Origin of the sequence: Streptomyces sp. NPDC048349, assembly GCF_040651925.1 — a bacterium.
GTDB lineage: Bacteria > Actinomycetota > Actinomycetes > Streptomycetales > Streptomycetaceae > Streptomyces.
In genome coordinates this window covers 22100-41319 of the sequence record NZ_JBEZLA010000022.1, presented here as the reverse complement: position 1 = coordinate 41319, position 19220 = coordinate 22100, and the positions used below count along the sequence as shown (strand labels likewise).

General features: G+C 73.3%; 10 protein-coding genes. 7 read left to right on the top strand and 3 right to left on the bottom strand.

Annotated features, from left to right (window positions below; translation table 11 throughout):
* Positions 1 to 100: 100 nt before the first annotated feature.
* The gene (locus AB0D44_RS14725; protein ID WP_362589718.1) at positions 101 to 1816 is read right to left on the bottom strand and encodes a protein kinase; all 1716 of its coding nucleotides are present in this window, start codon (positions 1814 to 1816) and stop codon (positions 101 to 103) included.
* A gap of 414 nt (positions 1817 to 2230) precedes the next feature.
* On the opposite strand from AB0D44_RS14725, the gene AB0D44_RS14720 reads away from it, so the two are divergent.
* The 5 genes from AB0D44_RS14720 to AB0D44_RS14700 all read left to right on the top strand — a co-directional run bounded on the left by AB0D44_RS14720 (position 2231) and on the right by AB0D44_RS14700 (position 11374).
* Positions 2231 to 5182, top strand: coding sequence for an FHA domain-containing protein (locus tag AB0D44_RS14720; RefSeq protein WP_362589716.1), 2952 nt, complete (start codon positions 2231 to 2233; stop codon positions 5180 to 5182).
* A gap of 118 nt (positions 5183 to 5300) precedes the next feature.
* The gene (locus AB0D44_RS14715; RefSeq protein WP_362589713.1) at positions 5301 to 6662 is read left to right on the top strand and encodes an ABC transporter substrate-binding protein; all 1362 of its coding nucleotides are present in this window, start codon (positions 5301 to 5303) and stop codon (positions 6660 to 6662) included.
* Between the two features lie 92 nt (positions 6663 to 6754).
* Entirely contained in the window at positions 6755 to 8020 is a 1266-nt protein-coding gene (locus tag AB0D44_RS14710; RefSeq protein ID WP_362589842.1) for a sugar ABC transporter permease, read from the top strand.
* A complete protein-coding gene (locus AB0D44_RS14705; RefSeq protein WP_362589710.1) occupies positions 8017 to 8979 on the top strand; it encodes a carbohydrate ABC transporter permease in 963 nt (320 codons plus the stop codon). The genes AB0D44_RS14710 and AB0D44_RS14705 overlap by 4 nt, the downstream gene beginning before the upstream one ends.
* A 118-nt stretch (positions 8980 to 9097) precedes the next feature.
* The gene (locus AB0D44_RS14700) at positions 9098 to 11374 is read left to right on the top strand and encodes a bifunctional glycosyltransferase family 2 protein/CDP-glycerol:glycerophosphate glycerophosphotransferase (protein ID WP_362589707.1); all 2277 of its coding nucleotides are present in this window, start codon (positions 9098 to 9100) and stop codon (positions 11372 to 11374) included.
* A gap of 61 nt (positions 11375 to 11435) precedes the next feature.
* Here AB0D44_RS14700 and AB0D44_RS14695 read toward each other — a convergent pair whose 3' ends face one another.
* Positions 11436 to 12071, bottom strand: coding sequence for a TetR/AcrR family transcriptional regulator (locus AB0D44_RS14695; RefSeq protein WP_362589704.1), 636 nt, complete (start codon positions 12069 to 12071; stop codon positions 11436 to 11438).
* A 134-nt stretch (positions 12072 to 12205) separates the two neighbouring features.
* Between AB0D44_RS14695 and AB0D44_RS14690 the strand changes: the two genes are divergently transcribed.
* Positions 12206 to 13123: an ABC transporter permease gene (locus AB0D44_RS14690; protein ID WP_362589701.1), complete on the top strand. Its 918-nt coding sequence runs from the start codon at positions 12206 to 12208 to the stop codon at positions 13121 to 13123.
* Positions 13116 to 13898, top strand: a complete 783-nt coding sequence (locus tag AB0D44_RS14685) for an ABC transporter ATP-binding protein (protein WP_362589698.1) — start codon at positions 13116 to 13118, stop codon at positions 13896 to 13898. Before AB0D44_RS14690 ends, AB0D44_RS14685 begins: the two co-directional genes overlap by 8 nt.
* A 175-nt stretch (positions 13899 to 14073) precedes the next feature.
* Here the strand turns inward: AB0D44_RS14685 and AB0D44_RS14680 are convergent, their stop codons facing one another.
* Positions 14074 to 19041 carry an NAD-glutamate dehydrogenase gene (locus tag AB0D44_RS14680; RefSeq protein ID WP_362589695.1) on the bottom strand — a complete coding sequence of 1656 codons (4968 nt, stop codon included), beginning with the start codon at positions 19039 to 19041 and terminating at the stop codon, positions 14074 to 14076.
* Positions 19042 to 19220 lie beyond the last annotated feature (179 nt).

Genomic DNA, 19220 nt, shown 5'->3' with positions numbered 1-19220 from the left:
GGGCCAGCAGGGGCCCGGATTCGCGGCGACCTTCACTTCTGCGGGCGAAATCACGTCCCAGAAGTCGACAAATCAACGAACTCGGCGCTACGGGGTCCGGTCAGGGCTGAGCGGAGCCCGCCGCGTCCCCGAGGGAGCCGATCCAGTCGGCGATGCCGCTGCCCCAGCTCCACAGCTGGTCCCACCAGCCCCGGCCGGTGCCAACCCACTCCTGGAGCGGGGTGAGCTCCCAGATCAGCCAGCCCGCCACGATGAACAGGACGATCATGACCAGGCAGCCCTTGAGGCAGCCGAGCCCGGGGATCCGTACCGGGTTGGCGCTGCGGCGGCGCGGCTCGCGCGGGGCCTGCTGCCGGGGCGGCGGACCCTGCGGGGGCTGCTGCTGCGGGGGCTGTTGCCGGGGAGGCGGCTGCGGCTGGCTGTACTGGGGCTGCTGCGGGGGCTGCGGCTGCTGGTACGGCTGGGGCTGGTGCTGCTGCGGCTGGTAGTGCTGCGGAGGCGGCGGCGCGTACTGCTGCTGGGGCTGCCGGTACTGAGGCTGCTGCGGCTGCTGGTACTGCTGCTGCGGGGGCTGCTGCGGCCTGTGCTGCGGCGGCGGAGGGGCCTGCCGCTGCGGGCGGCGGCGCAGCGGGTCCTCGCTGGGGTCGAGGTACTGGATCTGCGTCTGCTCGTTGCGGTCGCGGGCGGCGCGCATCTGCGACTCCCACGGATGCGGCTGGTCCGGCTGCTGCACGGGCGGCATCACCGAGGTCGGGTCCGCCCCGCCGGGCGCGCCGACCGGCGGCATGACGCTGGTCATGGCGTTCGGGTCGTACGCGCCCATGGGTGACTGGGCGCCCGCGGGCAGCACCTGGGTGGCGTCCGCGGCCCCCACGATGCCCGGGGTCTCGGGGACCGGCGCCGGGGAGGGGTCGGGTGCGAGCAGCGCGCCGACGCCGAGCGCGGCCTCCACCTCGGCGGCCGTGGAGTGCACGCCGATGCCGGCGGCGACCACGCGCAGCCCGCGGGCCAGGCTCTCGGCGCTGGGGCGCTCGTTCGGCTCCTTGCGCAGGCAGCGCTCGATGACGGTCCACAGCGGCTCGGGCACGCTCGCAGGACGCTGCGGCTCCTCGCTGAGGTGGCGGTGGAGCACCTCGAGCGCCGTGCCGCCCGCGAAGGGGGGCCGGCCGGTGAGCAGCTCGTAGAGCAGGATGCCGGCGCCGTAGATGTCGACGGCGGAAGTCTGCGGGCGGCCCTCGGCGGACTCGGGGGCCACGTAGGCCGGGGTGCCGACGAACTCGTGGGTGCGGGTCAGGCCCGGGGAGTCCGCGAGGCGGGCGATGCCGAAGTCGGTGAGCATCGGGCGCATCTGCCCGCCGCGCTCGTCGACCAGCACGTTGGCGGGCTTCAGGTCGCGGTGCACCACGCCGTCGGCGTGGCTGGCGGCGAGCGCGTCCGCGATCTGCGCGGTCAGCAGGCTCGCGGCGACGGGGGTGAAGGGGCCGTTCTGCCGGAGGTACTTGTGCAGGTCCGGGCCCTCGATCAGGTCCATGACCAGGGCCAGCAGATCGCCCTCGACCACCAGGTCGCGGGTGCGCACGATGTTGGGGTGCGTCAGGCGCAGCAGGACGGAGCGCTCCCGGAGGAAGCGCATGACGATGTCCGCGTCCTGGGCCAGCTCCTCCTTGAGGACCTTGATGGCCACCGTCTCGCCGGGCTGCCCGGCGACGGCCGCCTCGGCACCCGCGGTCTCCCGCTGGCGGGCACGCCAGACGGTGCCCGTGGCGCCGCGCCCGAGCGGCTCCTCGAGCAGGTATTTGCTGCCGACTGGCCGCACGTCTCGCGCTCCCCTGCTGTCGTCTTCTGTCGTCCGGATTTTCCGACCCACTCTAGGGGGTGTCCCCATGGAGGACGTCGGGTGCCGGAGGTTGGTTGCCGCACATATGTACCAAGGGTGATGTTCGGGGGGTATGCCGGAGGCGATTTTCCCCTGCCGGCCGTCCGTTCCGCGTGAGGTCCGCGCCCTGCCGCGACCGAGCAAGATCAATTGTCGGCGGGTGCCGGGCGTGTTGTCCGCGACAGGTGCGAGGATGCACCCGTACGGAACGGCACGGGCGGGAGCCGCGCCTTCCGGCAGACCTGACCGGACGACGCGTCCGTGCCGGGCGGGGGGCGGTCGGGCAGTCGTGCGCCGGCGTTCCCCTGCCGGGCGCACACACCGCGCACCGCGCAGAAGGGACCGCTGACGGCGATGCAGATCCGGCTGACCGTCCTTGGGTCGCGCAGCGGCCACCAGCCCTCGACCGCCCCCGTGAGCTGCGACGTGCTCGTCACCGCGCCCGCCGGCACCGCGCTGGCCGCAGTCGCCTCCGGGCTCGCGGCGACCGTCGGCGGACCCGACACCGGGGGCACGGTCGTCCTCTACGCCGGAGCCGAGCGGCTCGACCTGCAGCGGCGGGTGCTGGGCGAACCGCCGCTGGTGGACGGGGCGGTGGTGGCCCTGCACGGCCCGGTCCCCGACGTCCTGCCGGAGGAGAGCCTCGGCGCGCCCCAGCTCCACGTGGTGGCCGGGCCCGACGCGGGCGGAGTGCACCTGCTGCACAGCGGCCAGATCAAGGTGGGCCGCTCCGCCGACGCCGACGTCCCGCTGGACGACCCCGACGTGTCCCGGCTGCACTGCGCGGTGACCGTGATGTGGGACGGGCGGGTGGCGGTGGCCGACCTGGACTCGACGAACGGCACCACCCTGGACGACTCCCCGGTGGGGCCGCAGCCGGTGGCCCTGCCGCCGGGCGCCCTGCTGCGGGTGGGCGAGTCCACCCTGCGGCTGGCCCCCGCGGCCGCCGCCCCGCTGCCCGTGACCCCGGACCACGAGGGCCACCTCGCCCTCGGGGGCCGCGGTCCGGCCGCCGCCCCCGCCACGCCGCCGCCCGGCTCGCCCCCGGCCGCGCGCCCCGCGCTGCCCGGCACGGGCTGGACCGGCACCCCCGGCTCGGCACCGGACCCCTACGCGCCGGACTCCTGCGCCGAAGGACCCGCGGCGGCGCCCGCGCCCGCTGCGGCGAGCACCCCGCAGGAACCTGCCGCCGGCCGGCGCAAGGGGCTCGGCGCCTGGGCCCGCAAGTGGGTACGGGGCGAGGAGGCCGCCGAGGCCCCCGCCGGACCGGCCGCCGTGACCACCGCCGCCGTACCCGACCCCGATGACCCGGCCGCGCTGCTGCTGGCCGCCCTGGGCCCCACCGAGCGGCTGTGGTCCCGTACGCCGGGCCACCCCCGGGTGCTGGAGGTGGGGCTCGGCGCCGGAAGCCGGGTGCCGCTGCGCGCCGCCGGAGCCCTCGGCATCGCCGGCCCGCGCACCCGGCTGACGGGACTGGCCCGCTGGGTGATCGCGCAGCTGGCGGGCCTGCACGCGCCGGGGCAGCTGGAGATCGTGCTGGTCTCCACCGACCGGGCGCGCCCCCTGGCCGAACGCCGCCGCGATTGGGGCTGGCTCGGCTGGCTGCCCCACGTACGCCCCGCACACGGCCAGGACTGCCGGCTGCTCCTCGCCTACGACCGCGACCAGGCGGCCGCCCGTGCCGGTGAGCTGACCCGGCGCCTCGACGACGGTCCGCTCGGCACCCACTGGGCCGCCGCCGATCCGGGCCGCGTGCGGGAGGCCGCCGACGCCTACGAAGGCCCGCACACCCTCCTCGTCCTGGACGGCGATCCCGGCGCGGGTGCGCTGCGCGACATCACCGGGCGGCTGGCCTCGCACGGCCCGGCCGCCGGGATCCACGTCCTGGCGCTGGCCGAGGCTCCGCCCGCCACCCCCGCCTCCCCGGTCACCGAGACGTACGAGACCGCCTGTGCCGGCACCCCGGCCTTCCGGGACTGCGGCACGGCGGCGCTGCTCAGCGGGGACGTGGCCACGACCGTACGGACCTTCGCGGTCCGCGGCGGCCGGCCGGACCCGACCGGCACGACGGCCACCGCCGACGCCGTGTCCGCGGCCTGGGCCGAGCGGTTCGCGCGGGCCCTGGCACCGCTGCGCGCCGACGGCGCCCCCACCGCCGGGCCCAGCCGGCGGGCCGCCGCCACCCTGCCCGCGACCGCCCGGCTGCTGGACGAGCTGGGGCTGGCGCGGGCCACCCCGGCCTCCCTGATGGCCCGTTGGGCCGCCGCCACCGAGCAGGGACAGGGGGTCGGCGGCCTGGTGGAGCTGGTGCTGGGCAGCGGGCGGCGCGGCCCCGTCGGCACCGAACTGGTCCACGACGGCCCCCACCTGCTCATCGAGGGACCGGCCGGCAGCGGCCGGACCGAGCTGCTGCGGTCGGTGGCCGCCTCGCTGGCGGCGGGCGCCCGGCCCGACCGGCTCGGGCTGGTCCTGCTCGACGGGGCGGACGCCGAAAGGGGCGACGGGCTGCTGCCCTGTACGGAACTCCCCCACGTCTCGGCCCACTTGGTGGCCTCGGATCCGCTGCGGATGCGGGAGTTCGCCCAGGCCCTGGGCGCGGAGCTCAAGCGCCGTGCCGAGCTGCTGGACGGGACGGCGTTCGCCGACTGGCACGCGCGGCGCGAGCTCTCCGACCGGATGGTCTCGCCCCGCCGCCCCACGGAGGGCGAGCTGCGCGGCGACCTCGACCCGCAGCGCTCGGGCACGCTGCGGCTGCGCCCGTCGACGGCGGCGGCCCGCACCGAACCGGCGGGGCCCGGTCCGCTGCCCCGCCTGGTGGTGCTCGTGGACGACTTCGACGCGCTGGTCGCTCCGGGACTCGGCAGCACGGGCCGGCCCGCCGCCGGTTCGGTGGTCCGGGCGCTGGAGGCGGTGGCCCGTGAGGGCGCCCGGCTCGGGGTGCACCTGGTGACCACCAGCGCCCGCCCGGACCGTACGGCCGACACCGTCCTGGCCCGGCACTCGACCCTGCACGTGGAGCTCGACGCCCCCGACCGGCCGGGCCCCGGCCGCGGCCTGCTCCGCTACCCGGACGGCCGGACGGTTCCCTTCCAGGCAGGCCGGGTCACCGGCCGGATCCCCAGGACGGCGACCCAGCGGCCGACCGTGGTGCCGGTGGAGTGGGAGCGGATGGGTGATCCTCCGGCCCGCCGCCCGGTGCGCGAGCTGGGCAACGGACCGACCGACCTCGCGCTGCTGGCCAGTGCCCTGGACCGGGCCTCGCACCTGGTCTCGGCGATACCCGTGCTCTTCCCCGCCGCCCCCTAGGGCCCGCCCCGGCACCCCCCTGACCCCCCGCCGGCCGCCCGAGGCGGTATTGCGGGGGCGCGCGGCTCGGCGTAGACCTTGTGGTCCGGGACACACCACGGGCATCGGGGGCAGAACCATGCGCAGGCACGGAACGAGCCGTACGACACTGAGCTGGGCGGCACTGGCCGCGGCGGGCGCGCTCACGCTCGGCGCGTGCGGCGGGGGCGACGGCGGGAAGGACCAGCCGGCCCCGGGCGGAGCCCTCCAGACCCCGGGGGTGGCGTTACCGCAGCTGAACGGCGAGAAGCTGGAGGTCGCGGCGGTCTGGACGGGACCGGAGCAGGAGAACTTCGGCAAGGTCCTCAAGGAGTTCGAGAAACGGACGGGGGCCTCGGTGACCTTCGTCCCGGCCCAGGACCCGATCGTCACGTTCCTCGGTTCGAAGATCGCGGGCGGGGCGCCGCCGGACGTGGCCCTGCTGCCCCAGGTCGGGGCGCTGGTATCGGCGGTGCAGAACAAGTGGGCGCAGCCGGTCGGCCCGGAGGCCCAGGCGCAGCTCGACAAGAACTACTCGGCGGGCTGGAAGACGCTCGGGGCCGTCGGGGGCACCCAGTACGGCGTCTACTACAAGGCCGCGAACAAGTCGCTGATCTGGTACAACGCGAAGGCCTTCGAGGCGGCGGGCGTCCAGCCCCCGTCGACCTGGAAGGAGTTGCTGACCGCGGCCGACACCCTGTCCGCCTCCGGCACCCCGGCGGTCTCCGTGGCCGGCGCGGACGGCTGGACCCTCACCGACTGGTTCGAGAACGTCTACCTCTCGCAGGCCGGCCCGGAGAAGTACGACCAGCTGGCCAAGCACCAGATCAAGTGGACGGACGACAGCGTCAAGCAGGCGCTGACCACGCTGGCCGAGCTGTTCGGACGCAAGGACTTCCTGGCGGGCGGGCCGAGCGGGGCCCTGTCCACCGAGTTCCCGAAGTCGGTGACCCAGACGTTCACGGGCGGCGACCGGCCGGCGGCCGCGATGGTCTACGAGGGCGACTTCGTGGCCGTGAACATCGCGCAGACCGAGGCGAAGGTGGGCACGGACGCGCTGGTCTTCCCCTTCCCGGCCGTCGGCGCCAAGGCGCCCGTGGTCTCGGGCGGTGACGTGGCGGTGGCGCTGAAGCCGTCGAAGGGCGCGCAGGCGCTGCTGACCTTCCTGGCCTCGGCGGACGCGGCCGCCATCCAGGCCCGCGAGGGCGGGTTCATCTCCCCCAACAAGGCGGTCGACCTGGCCGCGTACCCCAATGACATCCAGCGCGGCATCGCCAAGGCGCTGATCGCGGCGGGCGACGACTTCCGCTTCGACATGTCCGACCAGGCTCCGGCGGCCTTCGGCGGAACGCCGGGCGCCGGCGAGTGGAAGGCCCTCCAGGACTTCCTGGCGAACCCGTCGGACGTGGCGGGCACCCAGGCGAAACTGGAGGCGGACGCGGCCAAGGCCTACGGGAACTGATTCCGGTGACGGCCAAGGCCACCGCCCCGGCCGCCGCCCCGGCGGCCCCGGCGGGCAGGAACGCCCGCTCGGCCGAGGCGAGGCGCCGCCGCCTGATCGCGGCGGCGTTCCTCCTGCCGGCCCTCGTGCTGCTCGGCGCGCTCGTCGTGCACCCGATCGGTTACTCGATCTACCGCAGCTTCTTCGACCGCCCCGGGACGGGGTTCGTCGGCGGCGACAACTACCGGGAGATCCTGAGCGACCCGACCATCCGCACCGCCCTGAAGAACACGGCGCTGTGGGTGGTGCTCGCGCCGACCACGGCGACCGCCCTCGGCCTGATCTTCGCGGTGCTGACCGAACGGGTGCGCTGGGGAACGGCGTTCAAGCTGCTGGTGTTCATGCCGATGGCGATCTCGATGCTGGCGGCGGGCATCATCTTCCGCCTCGTCTACGACCACGACCCCGACCGGGGAGTTGCCAACGCGGTCTGGGTCGGGGTGCACGACACCTTCGCGGAGTCCTCGGCCTTCCCCAAGGCACGCCCGGGCCGGGACTCCCCGCTCGCGGACGCGGGCGGGGGCGCCTTCCTGACCCGCGACCCCGTCCGGGCGGGCGTCCCGGTGCTGCTGCCGCTGGTGGGCGTGGCCCCGGAGGCCCTGCCGGAGGCAACCCGTACGGCCAAGGCGGCGGACGCCGAGCCCGGCAAGGTCACCGGCACGGTCTGGCAGGACTTCACCCGTGGCGGGGGCGGCCGTACGAACGCGGTCGACCCGGCCGAGCAGGCCTTCGCCGGGATGCGGATCGAGGCGGTCAAGGACGGCCGGGTCGTCGACACGGCGACGGCCCGCGCCGACGGCACCTTCACGCTGTCCGCGAAGGCCGACGGCGCGCAGCTGCGCCTGCCCGCCGCGAACTTCCGCGAGGCGTACGCGGGGGTCGAGTGGCTGGGCCCCGGGCTGGTCACCCCGGCGGTCATCGGGGCGTACGTGTGGATGTGGGCCGGTTTCGCGATGGTGCTGATCGGGGCCGGGCTGGCCGCCGTACCGCGGGAGCTGCTGGAGGCCGCGCGGGTGGACGGGGCGAACGAGTGGCAGGTGTTCCGCCGGATCACCGTACCGATGCTCGCGCCCGTCCTCGTGGTCGTCCTGGTCACGCTCGTCATCAACGTGATGAAGATCTTCGACCTGGTCTTCGTGATCGCGCCGGGAGCCGTGCAGGACGACGCGAACGTGCTCGCGCTGCAGCTGTACCGGACCTCCTTCGGCACGGACGCCGATCCGGGCCTGGGCAGCGCCATCGCCGTGCTCCTGCTGGTGCTGGTGGTCCCGGTGATGCTGGTGAACATCCGTCGGCTGCGGAAGGAGCGTTCCCGATGATCCACTCCGACCAGCCGCAGGACCCGCTCGCGGCGACCGGCCCGGCGGCGACCGGCCCGGCGGCGGCCGAAACGACGACGGCCACACCGGCGGCGGCGCCGGCAGCGGGCACGTCCGCCCGGCCCGCCTACGCCAAGCTCGCCGCAGGCGGCCTGCTGCGGGTGTTCCTGGTCGCGGCCGCGCTCTTCTGGCTGCTGCCCACCCTCGGACTGCTGATCTCCTCCTTCCTCTCCCCCACCGACCTGAACAAGGGCGGCTGGTGGCAGGTGCTGACCGCGCCCGCACGGCTGACGGCCGGCAACTACGAGCGGCTCCTGGCGAACGACACGATCACCGGCTCGCTGCTGAACACCGTCGCGATCGCGGTCCCGGCGACCCTGCTCGTCCTGGTCCTGGGCGCGTTCGCCGGATACGCCTTCGCCTGGCTGGAGTTCCCCGGCCGGGACTGGCTCTTCCTGGTCGTCGTCGGGCTGCTGGTCGTCCCGGTGCAGGTGGCGCTGATCCCGGTCTCCGAACTGTTCGGTTCCATCGGGCTGTTCGAGACCACCGCGGGCGTGGTGCTCTTCCACACCGCGTTCGGGCTGCCGTTCGCCGTGTTCCTGCTGCGCAATTTCTTCGCGGAGATCCCGCGCGAGCTGCTGGAGGCCGCCCGCCTGGACGGGGCGGGCGAACTGCGGCTGTTCGCCCGGGTGGTGCTGCCCCTGGGCGGACCGGCCATCGCCTCCCTCGGCATCTTCCAGTTCCTGTGGGTGTGGAACGACATGCTCGTCGCGCTCGTCTTCGCGGACTCCGCGAACCCGCCGGTGACGGTGGCGCTCCAGCAGCAGGTACGGCAGTTCGGGAACAACATCGACGTGCTGGCGCCCGGCGCGTTCCTGTCGATGGTCATCCCGCTCATCGTCTTCTTCGCCTTCCAGCGGCAGTTCGTCTCGGGGGTGATGGCCGGGGCGATCAAGTAGCGGCCCGCGCCGACGTGCGGTGTTGACGCTGCGTAACCCGATTGCCACACGCTGCGTAACCCGAACACCACACCGGGGGTTCCTGGGCCATATGCCCGCGCCGACCCCTGGATGTGCCGTGCCCCGGTTCAGCGTCATCGTGCCCGCGTACAAGGTCCAGGCGTACCTCCAGGAAAGTCTGGACTCGGTCCTGTCCCAGTCGTACCCGGATCTGGAACTGATCGCGGTCGACGACGCCTCCCCGGACGCCTGCGGTTCGATCATCGACGAGTACGCGGCCCGGGACCCGCGCGTGACCGCCGTGCACCTGCCGCACAACCTCGGACTGGGCCCGGCCCGCAACGCGGGCCTGGCCCGGGCCACCGGCGACTACCTGGTCTTCCTCGACGGCGACGACACCCTGGCCCCCGGCGCCCTGCAGGCCGTCACCGACCGGCTGAAGGCCACCGGCTCCCCCGACGTCCTGGTCTACGACTACGCACGCACCTTCTGGACCGGCGAGACCGTGCGCAACCGCCTCTCGCACCGGCTGCGCGAGGAGGGCCCGGCCAGCTTCCGCCTCGCCGACCGGCCGGCCCTGCTCGGCATGCTGATGGTGGTGTGGAACAAGGCCTACCGCCGCGAGTACGTGGAGCGCGAGGGCTTCCGGTTCCCGTCCGGGTTCTACGAGGACACCCCCTGGACCTACCCGGCGCTGCTGGCCGCGGAGTCCGTCGCCGTCCTGGACCGGGTCTGCGTCCACTACCGCCAGCGCCGCACCGGCTCCATCCTGACCACCTCCAGCCGCCGCCACCTGGACGTCTTCGACCAGTACGACCGGGTCTTCTCCTACCTCGCCGGCCGCCCCGAGCTGGAGCGCTGGCGCCCGGCCGTGCACCGGCGGATGGCCGAGCACTTCTGCGCCCTGTACTCCGACCCGCGCCGCCTCCCGCGCGCCGGCCGGGCCGAGTTCTTCCGCCGGGCCTCCACCCTGCTGCGCCGCTACCGGGCCCCGGGAGCACCGCCGTCGTCCCTGTCACGGACCGACCGGGTCCGCCACCTCCTCATGCGGCTGGGCACCCGTCGCGCGTACGGGCTGCTGTCGTCCCTGCGCTCGGTCTGCCTCGGCACCGGACGCGGGGCCTCCACCCTGTGGCGGGGGCTGCGCGAAAGCGCCCTGCGCCTGCACTACCGCACCCAGCGCCTCCTGCCCCTGCGCCCGGAGCTCGCGGTCTTCTCCGCGTACTGGCACGGCGGTTACGCCTGCAACCCGGCGGCGATCGAGGCGAAGCTGCGGGAGCTGGCGCCCCGGATGCGCACGGCCTGGATCTGCGACCCGCGGCACGCCGCGACCCTCCCCCGCGAGACGGCCTTCCTGCGTCCGGGCTCCGCCGCGTACTGGACGGCCCTGGCCAGGGCCACGTACCTGGTCACGAACGTCCCCTGCGAGCGCACCCTCGTCAAGCGCCCGGGCCAGATCGTCGTGCAGACCCAGCACGGAACCCCGCTCAAGCGGGTAGGGCTCGACCTCCAGGACCGGCCGGCGGCCACCCCCACCACGGACTTCGCGGGGCTGCTGCGCGGCGCCGACCAGTGGGACTACCTGCTCTCCGCGAACCGGCACTCCACCCTGGTCTGGGAGAAGGCCCTCCCCTCCTCCTACACCACCCTCGAGTACGGCTATCCGCGCAACGACGTCTTCCACCGGGCCACCCGGGCCGACGTCCTCGCCCTGCGCGAGCGCCTCGGCATCCCGGCGGGCTCGACCGTGATCCTGTACGCGCCGACGCACCGCGACTACCGGCGCAGCCGGCCGGACCACTTGGACTTCGAGCGGGTGCTGCGCGACCTCGGGCCGCGCTTCACGATCCTTCGCCGCACCCACCTCACGTACGCGGGCACCGACGCGCACGCGCCCGTGGAGGCGCACCCCCGGCTCCTGGACGTCTCCGCCCACCCGTCGGTGGAGGAGCTCTGCCTCGCCTCCGACGCGCTCGTCACGGACTACTCGTCCCTGATGTTCGACTACGCGGCCCTGGACCGGCCGATCGTGATCCACGCGGACGACTGGGAGGCGTACGAGGCCGCCCGGGGCACCTACTTCGACCTGCGCACCTGTCCGCCGGGCGCGATCGCCCGGACCGAGGACGAGCTGGTGGACATCTTCGCCACGGGCCACTGGCAGGGCTCGCGCTCGGCGCAGCTGCGGGCGGCGTTCCGGGCGCGCTTCAGCTCGTACGACGACGGGCACGCGGCGGAGCGCGTGGTGCGCCGGATCTTCCTGGGCCAGTCCACCCCGATCCCGGCGATCACGCCCCTGGAGGACCGCCGCCCGGCGCCCGCGGCATCCGCCGCCGCCCCGCCCTCGTCGTCGCCCACGTCTGCGGAGCCCACCCTGGCCCCCGTCTGGCCGTAGCCGCCGGGGGTCCGGTCGCCTTCCCGCTCGCCCGGGCGCCCGTGACGCGGGCGGCGTTGGCTCAGGGGGAGCCCTCAGCCGCCTTCAGACCCGCCACCACCTGGTGGGCCAGGGTGTCCAGGTGGGTGGTCGTCACCGCGTCGCGGACCACCACCTGGCGCCAGTAGAGCGGGCCGATCAGCAGGTCGAGGGCGTGGTCGGGGCTGATGCCCTCGGGGAGTTCGCCGCGGGCGACGGCATCCGCGACGATGCCCTGCGCCATGCGGTGCTGGCCGTCGAGCAGGGCCCCGCGTACCGCTTCGGCGATCTCGGGGTTGCGCGCCGCCTCGACCAGCAGGTCGGGGATCACCGCCGAGGCCACCGGGTGCCGCAGTACGTGGGACATGACCTCCAGCAGGGCCCGTACGTCCCCGTACAGCGAGCCCGTCGCCGGTACCGGCAGGCCGTCCGCGGCGAAGGCGCCGACCAGGTCCAGGACCAGGTGCAGCTTGGACTTCCACCGCCGGTAGACCGCGGTCTTCCCGACGCCCGCCCGGCGCGCGATGCCCTCGATGGACATCCGCGAGAAGCCGACCGCGGCCAGCTCCTCCACCACCGCGTCCCTGATCGCCGCGGTCACGTCCTCGCGCAGGACGGCGGCCCCGGCGGGGGCGCGGCGGGCGGGGGCGGCGACGGTGTCGGCGGGATCCGTGGTCATGCACAGAGCATAGCTGCGCTCCCGTCACGACGATACGGTTGCGTTCCGACGCACCACGCCCTAGCCTCGCCGTAGCGACGATACGGACCCGTCCCATCGCCGCCGACGCCCCGACCCCGGCGAAAGCGACCCTTGTGACCACCGCGACCGCACCCCCGACCGCCCCCGTGACGCCCGCGACACCGCCCACCGCCGCCCAGCTGGCGGCCGCCCACGGCCTGACGCTGAGCGGGGCCCGCCCCTCCCTCCCCCGCTACGTCGCGGAGCTCTGGGAGCGGCGCCACTTCGTGACGGCGTACGCCACCGCCCGCATGCAGGCCACCTACAGCACCGCGAAGCTCGGCCAGGTCTGGCACCTGGTGACCCCGCTGCTGAACGCGGCGGTCTACTACTTCATCTTCGGCCTCGTCATGCGCGCCAGCCACGGCGTGCCCGACTACGTGCCGTTCCTGATCACCGGCGTCTTCGTCTGGGACTTCATCGGCAGCTCCGTCAACGCCGGCACCCGGTCCGTCCACAGCAACCTCGGCCTGGTCCGCGCCCTGCACTTCCCCCGCGCGAGCCTGCCCCTGGCCACCGTCGTCCAGCTCTTCCAGCAGCTGCTGGTCACCATGGGCGCCCTGGTCATCCTGCTGCTCGCCTTCGGCCAGACGCCGGGCCCGTCCTGGCTCCTGGCCGTCCCGACGCTGCTGCTGATGGCCGTCTTCGCCGCCGGCTGCGCCCTGGTCATGGCCCGCATCGGCAGCAAGAGCCCGGACGTGAGCCAGCTGATGCCGTTCGTGCTGCGCACCTGGATGTACTCGTCGGGCGTCATGTGGTCCATCGACCAGATGCTCAGGACCGACCACCTGCCGCACTGGGTGCTGATGGTGCTCCAGCTCAACCCGGCGGCCGTCTACATCGACCTGATGCGCTTCTGTCTGATCGACAGCTTCACGGCGCACTCGCTCCCGCACCACGCGTGGCCGGTCGCCATCGGCTGGGCCCTGCTCGCCGGCGCCGGCGGGTTCGTCTACTTCTGGAAGGCAGAGGAGGAGTACGGCCGTGGCTGACACCGCACCGGACACCCGCGTCCCCACCGTGATCGCGGACCAGGTCCACGTCGTCTACAAGGTCCACGGCGGCGGCACCCGCAAGGGCGGCGCCACCGCCGCGCTGAGCCGGATCTTCTCCCGCACACCCGCCCCCGGCATCCGCGAGGTGCACGCCGTCAAGGGCGTCAGCTTCACCGCGTACAAGGGCGAGGCCATCGGCCTCATCGGCTCCAACGGTTCGGGCAAGTCCACCCTCCTCAAGGCCATCGCCGGACTCCAGCCGGTGGCCCGTGGCGCGGTCTACTCGCACGGCCAGCCCTCGCTCCTGGGCGTGAACGCCGCCCTGATGAACGACCTGACCGGCGAGCGCAACGTCGTACTGGGCGGCCTCGCCATGGGCATGAGCCGCGAGCAGATCAAGGAGCGCTACCAGGGCATCGTCGACTTCTCCGGCATCAACGAGAAGGGCGACTTCATCTCCCTGCCCATGCGCACCTACTCCTCCGGCATGGGCGCCCGGCTCCGGTTCTCCATCGCCGCCGCCAAGGACCACGACGTCCTGATGATCGACGAGGCCCTGGCCACCGGTGACGCCGCCTTCCAGCGGCGCAGCCAGGACCGTATCGAGGAACTGCGCGAACGCGCCGGCACCGTCTTCCTCGTCAGCCACGGCATCAACACGGTCCGCGAGACCTGCGACCGCGCGATCTGGCTGGAATCGGGCGTCCTGCGCATGGACGGCCCCTCCGACGAGGTGTGCGCCGCGTACGAGGCCTTCACCAGGTCCCGCTGACCAGTCCGGCCCGCGCCACGGACCCCCTTCCCGCCGCGCCCGGCCGCATCCGGCCCTGCCGGCGTGTGAGGGGGCCCGGGGGGCAGCGTCCCCGGCAACGGCGCCGCACCGGCACACGGACGGGCCGGGCCCGGGACCGCGAAGGTCCCGGGCCCGGCCCGTCCGGCAAGAAGCCCTAGCTGTGCACGCGCAGCAGCGAGCGCATCGTCCGCATGGCCACCGACAGGTTCGCCAGGTCGAAGTCGTCCGAGCCGCGGATCTCGTCCAGGGTCGTCCGCGCCCGGCCGATGATCGCCGCGTTCTTCTCCTCCCAGGCCTTGAAGCGCTCCTCGGGAGTCGAGCTGCCGTTGCCCACCGACAGCACGTCGGCGGTCAGGGCCGCGTGCGCCGCGAACAGGTCCTCGCGGATGGAGGCGCGGGCCATCGACTGCCAGCGGTCGGACCGCGGCAGCTCGATGATCCGGTCCATCAGCTGGGTGATGTCCAGGCGGTCGGCGAGGTCGTAGTACACCTCGGCGACGTCCAGCGGAGCCACTCCGGTGCGGTCCGCGATCGCGACGACGTCGAGCGTCGGGAAGGCGGAGGAGAACCCGGCCACCTTGGCGGCCAGTTCCTCCGGCACGCCCTCGCCGATCAGCTCGTCCATGATCGACTGGTACCACTCGAGGTCGGCGCCGCGCACCAGCTTCGGCAGCTCCGCCCAGACGTGCCCGACCCGCTCGGCGAAGAAGTCGATGGTCTCGGTGATCTGGAGCGGCTGCGGCCGGTTGTTCAGCAGCCAGCGCGTGCCGCGCTCGACCAGGCGCCGCGAGTGCAGCCGGATCCGGGTCTGGACACTGGCCGCGACCTTGTTGTCGAGGGCCTCGACCGCGTCCCACACCTCGGCCAGGCCGAAGATCTCGCGGGCCGAGAGCTGCGCCCGGACGATCTCCTCCGTGGAGGCCCCCGTCTCCTCGCGCAGACGGTGCAGGAAGGTCGAACCACCCGTGTTGACGGTGTCGTTGACCAGCAGCGTGGTGATGATCTCCCGGTTCAGCGCGTGCCCGTCGATCTGCTCGGGGAACTTCTCGCGCAGGGCGGCCGGGAAGTACGCGAACAGCAGGCGGCGCAGGTACGGGTCGTCCGGAAGCGCGGTGTGGACGAGCTCGTCCGCCACCGTGATCTTCGTGTAGGCGAACAGGACGGCCAGCTCCGGCTGGGTCAGACCGCGGCCGTTGGCCAGCAGTTCGCGGATCTGCCGGTCGGTGGGCAGGAACTCCAGCTCGCGGTTGAGCAGCCCGTCGCGCTCCAGGCGGCGCATGAAGCGTTGCTGCGCGTGGAGCAGGCTGGGGGCCTGCGCCGCGCCGTTGGCGAGGGCCGTGTTCTGCGCGTAGTTGTTGCGCAGCACGAGGTGACCCACCTCGTCGGTCATCTCGGCGAGCAGCTTGTTGCGCTGCTTGACGGTCATGTCGCCGTCCGCCACGACCGCGTTGAGCAGGATCTTGATGTTCACCTCGTGGTCGGAGGTGTCCACGCCGGCACTGTTGTCGATGGCGTCGGTGTTGACCTTGCCGCCCTCGCCGCCCGCGCCGGTGCGGGCGAACTCGATGCGGCCGAGCTGGGTCAGACCCAGGTTGCCGCCCTCGCCGATGACCTTGGCCCGTACGTCGGAGCCGTTGACGCGGATGGCGTCGTTGGCCTTGTCGCCGACGTCCGCGTGCGTCTCGGAGGTGGCCTTGACGTACGTGCCGATGCCGCCGTTCCACAGCAGGTCCACCGGGGACTGGAGGATCGCCTTCATCAGGTCGGCCGGGGTCATCTTGGTGACGCCCGCCTCGATGCCCAGGGCCTCCCGGACGTGCGCGTTGACCGGGATGGACTTCGCGCTGCGCGGGTGGACGCCGCCGCCCGCCGAGATCAGCGAGGTGTCGTAGTCCGCCCACGAGGAGCGCGGCAGCTCGAACAGGCGCCGGCGCTCGGCGTACGAGGTCGCCGCGTCCGGGGTCGGGTCGAGGAAGATGTGCCGGTGGTCGAAGGCCGCGACCAGGCGGATGTGCTCGGAAAGCAGCATGCCGTTGCCGAAGACGTCGCCGGACATGTCGCCGACGCCGACGACCGTGAAGTCCTGGGTCTGGGTGTCGTGGCCGAGCTCGCGGAAGTGCCGCTTGACGGACTCCCAGGCGCCGCGGGCCGTGATGCCCATGCCCTTGTGGTCGTAACCGGCCGAGCCGCCCGAGGCGAAGGCGTCGCCGAGCCAGAAGTTGTACTGCTGGGCGACCTCGTTGGCGATGTCGGAGAACGTCGCGGTGCCCTTGTCGGCGGCGACGACGAGGTAGGTGTCGTCCTCGTCGTGGCGCACCACGTCCTGCGGCGGCACGACCTCGCCCGCGACCAGGTTGTCGGTGATGTCGAGCAGGGCCGAGATGAAGGTCCGGTAGCAGGCGATGCCCTCGGCGAGCCAGGCGTCGCGGTCCACGGAGGGGTCCGGGAGCTGCTTGGCGACGAAGCCGCCCTTGGCGCCGACCGGCACGATCACGGTGTTCTTGACCATCTGCGCCTTGACCAGGCCGAGGATCTCCGTACGGAAGTCCTCGCGCCGGTCGGACCAGCGCAGACCGCCGCGCGCGACCTTGCCGAAGCGCAGGTGCACGCCCTCGACGCGCGGCGAGTACACCCAGATCTCGTACGCCGGGCGGGGCGCCGGCAGGTCCGGGATGGCCTGCGGGTCGAACTTCATGGACACGTAGTCGTGCCACTCGAAGCCCCTGGCCTCCTGGAAGAAGTTGGTGCGCAGGGTGGCCTTGATGAGGGTGAGGAAGGCCCGCAGGATGCGGTCCTCGTCGAGCGAGGCGACCTGGTCCAGGGCCCCGTCCAGCTCCTCCAGCATGGCGTCCACGAGCTCGCTGCCGGCGGCCTGGCGGCCGGGCGACAGCCGGGCCTCGAAGAGGGAGACCAGCAGCCGGGTGGTGTGGACGTTGTTGCGGAGGGTGTCCTCCATGTAGTCCTGGCTGAAGGTGGAACCCGCCTGGCGCAGGTACTTGGCGTACGCGCGCAGGACGACGGCCTGGCGCCAGGTCAGCCCGGCGCTCAGCACCAGGGTGTTGAAGTTGTCGTTCTCCGCCTGGCCGGTCCAGACGGCCGCGAAGGCCTCCTGGAAGCGCTCGCGGGCGTCGTCTCCGAGGTAGGCGTCGCCGTTGGCTCCGACGGCGGGCATCCGCAGGCCGAAGTCGTAGATCCAGGCGCTGACCCGGTCGGCGCGGCGCAGCTCGTACGGGCGCTCGTCGGTGACCTCGACGCCCAGGCGCTGGAGCACGGGCAGGACCGCGGAGAGCGAGACCTGCTCACCGGTGCGGTAGATCTTGAACCGGCGCTCGCCGGGGCCCGCGCCGACGGGCTCGTACAGCGAGAGCGCGAACGGGAGGTCGCTGGCGGAGAGCCGCTCGAGGTGGCAGAGGTCGGCGACGGCCGCGCGCGGCGAGTGGTCGGCCTTGTAGCCCTCGGGGAAGGAGGTGCCGTAGCGGCGCAGCAGTTCGGCGGCGCGCTCCTCGCCGAGCTCGGCGACCAGGGCCTCGGAGAAGCCGTCGGCCCAGGAGCGGGCGGCGTCGACGAGGCGGCCCTCGATGCGCTCGACGTCGCCGTCGGTCAGGACCGGCAGTTCCTTGCCCTGCGGGACGCGGACGACGAAGTGGATGCGGGAGAGGATCGACTCGGTGTTCCAGGCGGTGAAGTCGACGCTGATGCCGTCGAGCTCCTCCCTGAGGATGTCCATCAGCCGCAGCCGGACGCCGGTGGTGAAGCGGTCGCGCGGCAGGTAGACGAGGGCCGAGTAGTAGCGCCCGTACTCGTCCTGGCGCAGGTACAGCCGCAGCCGGCGGCGCTCCTGCAGGTACAGGACGGAGGTGACGATCTCGCGGAGCTTGTCGACCGGGGTCTGGAACAGCTCGTCGCGCGGGTAGGTCTCCAGGATCTGCAGCAGGTCGCGGCCGTCGTGGCTCGACGGCGCGAAGCCGGCGCCTTCGAGGACCTCGGCGACCTTGCGGCGGATGACCGGGACGCGGCGCACGGACTCGGTGTACGCGGCGGAGGAGAACAGGCCGAGGAAGCGTCGCTCGCCGACCACGTTGCCCTCGGCGTCGAACTTCTTGACGCCCACGTAGTCGAGGTACGAGGGACGGTGCACGGTGGAGCGGCTGTTGGCCTTGGTCAGCACCAGCAGGCGGTGCTCGCGCGCCTTGGCGCGGGCGTCGGCCGGCAGCCGGTTGAAGGACGGCGAGACGGGGTGGCCGTCGTCCTTGCCGCTGTGGTGCGGGTCGGAGCGCAGGATGCCGAGGCCGGTGCCGGGGACGGCCGCGAGGGCGTCGCCGTCGACGAGGTTGTACTCGCGGTAGCCGAGGAAGGTGAAGTGGTCGTCGGCGAGCCAGCGCAGCAGCTCGCGGGCCTCTTCGAGCTCGTACTCGCGCAGGTCCGGGGCGGTGGGCTCGTCGGGCAGGCCGTCGGCGATGCGCAGCGCCGCGTCGCGCATCTTCTCCCAGTCCTCGACGGACTCCCGGACGTCGGACAGGACGCGCAGCAGATCGCCGGTGATCTGCTTGAGGTCGGACCGGTCGGTCTCGCGGTCGATCTCGACGTGGATCCAGGACTCGACGAGGGAGTCGTGGGGGCGCGCCGTCCTGGGGCCGTGCGCGTCGCAGTCGGGGCCGAGGATCTCGATCAGCTTGCCGGTCACGTCACGGCGGACCACGACCTGGGGGTGGATCACCACGTGGATCCCGCGGCCCTGGCGGGACAGCTCGTTGGTGACGGAGTCGACGAGGAAGGGCATGTCGTCGGTGACCACTTCGACGACGGAGTGGCTGGAGGTCCAGCCGTTCTCCTCGACGGTCGGTGTGTGCACGCGCACGTTCGCCGTGCCCTGCGGCCGGTTCTCGGCCAGCCGGTAGTGCGAGAGCGCCGCCCCGAACACGTCGACCGGGTCCCGGTCCAAGAGGTCCTCGGGGGCGGTGTGCAGGTAGTAGCGCTGGAGGTAGGCGAGCACTGTGTCCCGGTCGGGACGCTCCCCCTGCTCGGACCCAGTCGGAAGTAGCCCCCCGGCCGGGCTGTTCTCAGCTACCCGGGCCGCCCGCGCGAGCAGCTCGGCCTTTGCTTCGTCCAGCTTGGTCTGCATGTCCTCTGGCTCCTGTCGCGCGCCATTGCGTGACGTAGGTGAAGGAAGTGGCATCGCACCGCGAGACGGGGTGTCCGTTCGAAACCGGCGCTGCGCCGTGGAGAGAGCCGGCCGGGAGGGAATAAGCCATAGGCGCCACGTCCCGGCAGCGGGGACCAGCGAGGGCCCGGGCACGGTGG

What these genes read in the sequence shown, in the direction of transcription:
- AB0D44_RS14715 (WP_362589713.1), top strand. Translation starts at nt 5,301, where the DNA reads ATGCGCAGGCACGGAACGAGCCGTACGACACTGAGCTGGGCGGCACTG.
- AB0D44_RS14705 (WP_362589710.1), top strand. Translation starts at nt 8,017, where the DNA reads ATGATCCACTCCGACCAGCCGCAGGACCCGCTCGCGGCGACCGGCCCG.
- AB0D44_RS14695 (WP_362589704.1), bottom strand. Translation starts at nt 12,071, where the DNA reads ATGACCACGGATCCCGCCGACACCGTCGCCGCCCCCGCCCGCCGCGCC.
- AB0D44_RS14680 (WP_362589695.1), bottom strand. Translation starts at nt 19,041, where the DNA reads ATGCAGACCAAGCTGGACGAAGCAAAGGCCGAGCTGCTCGCGCGGGCG.
- AB0D44_RS14720 (WP_362589716.1), top strand. Translation starts at nt 2,231, where the DNA reads ATGCAGATCCGGCTGACCGTCCTTGGGTCGCGCAGCGGCCACCAGCCC.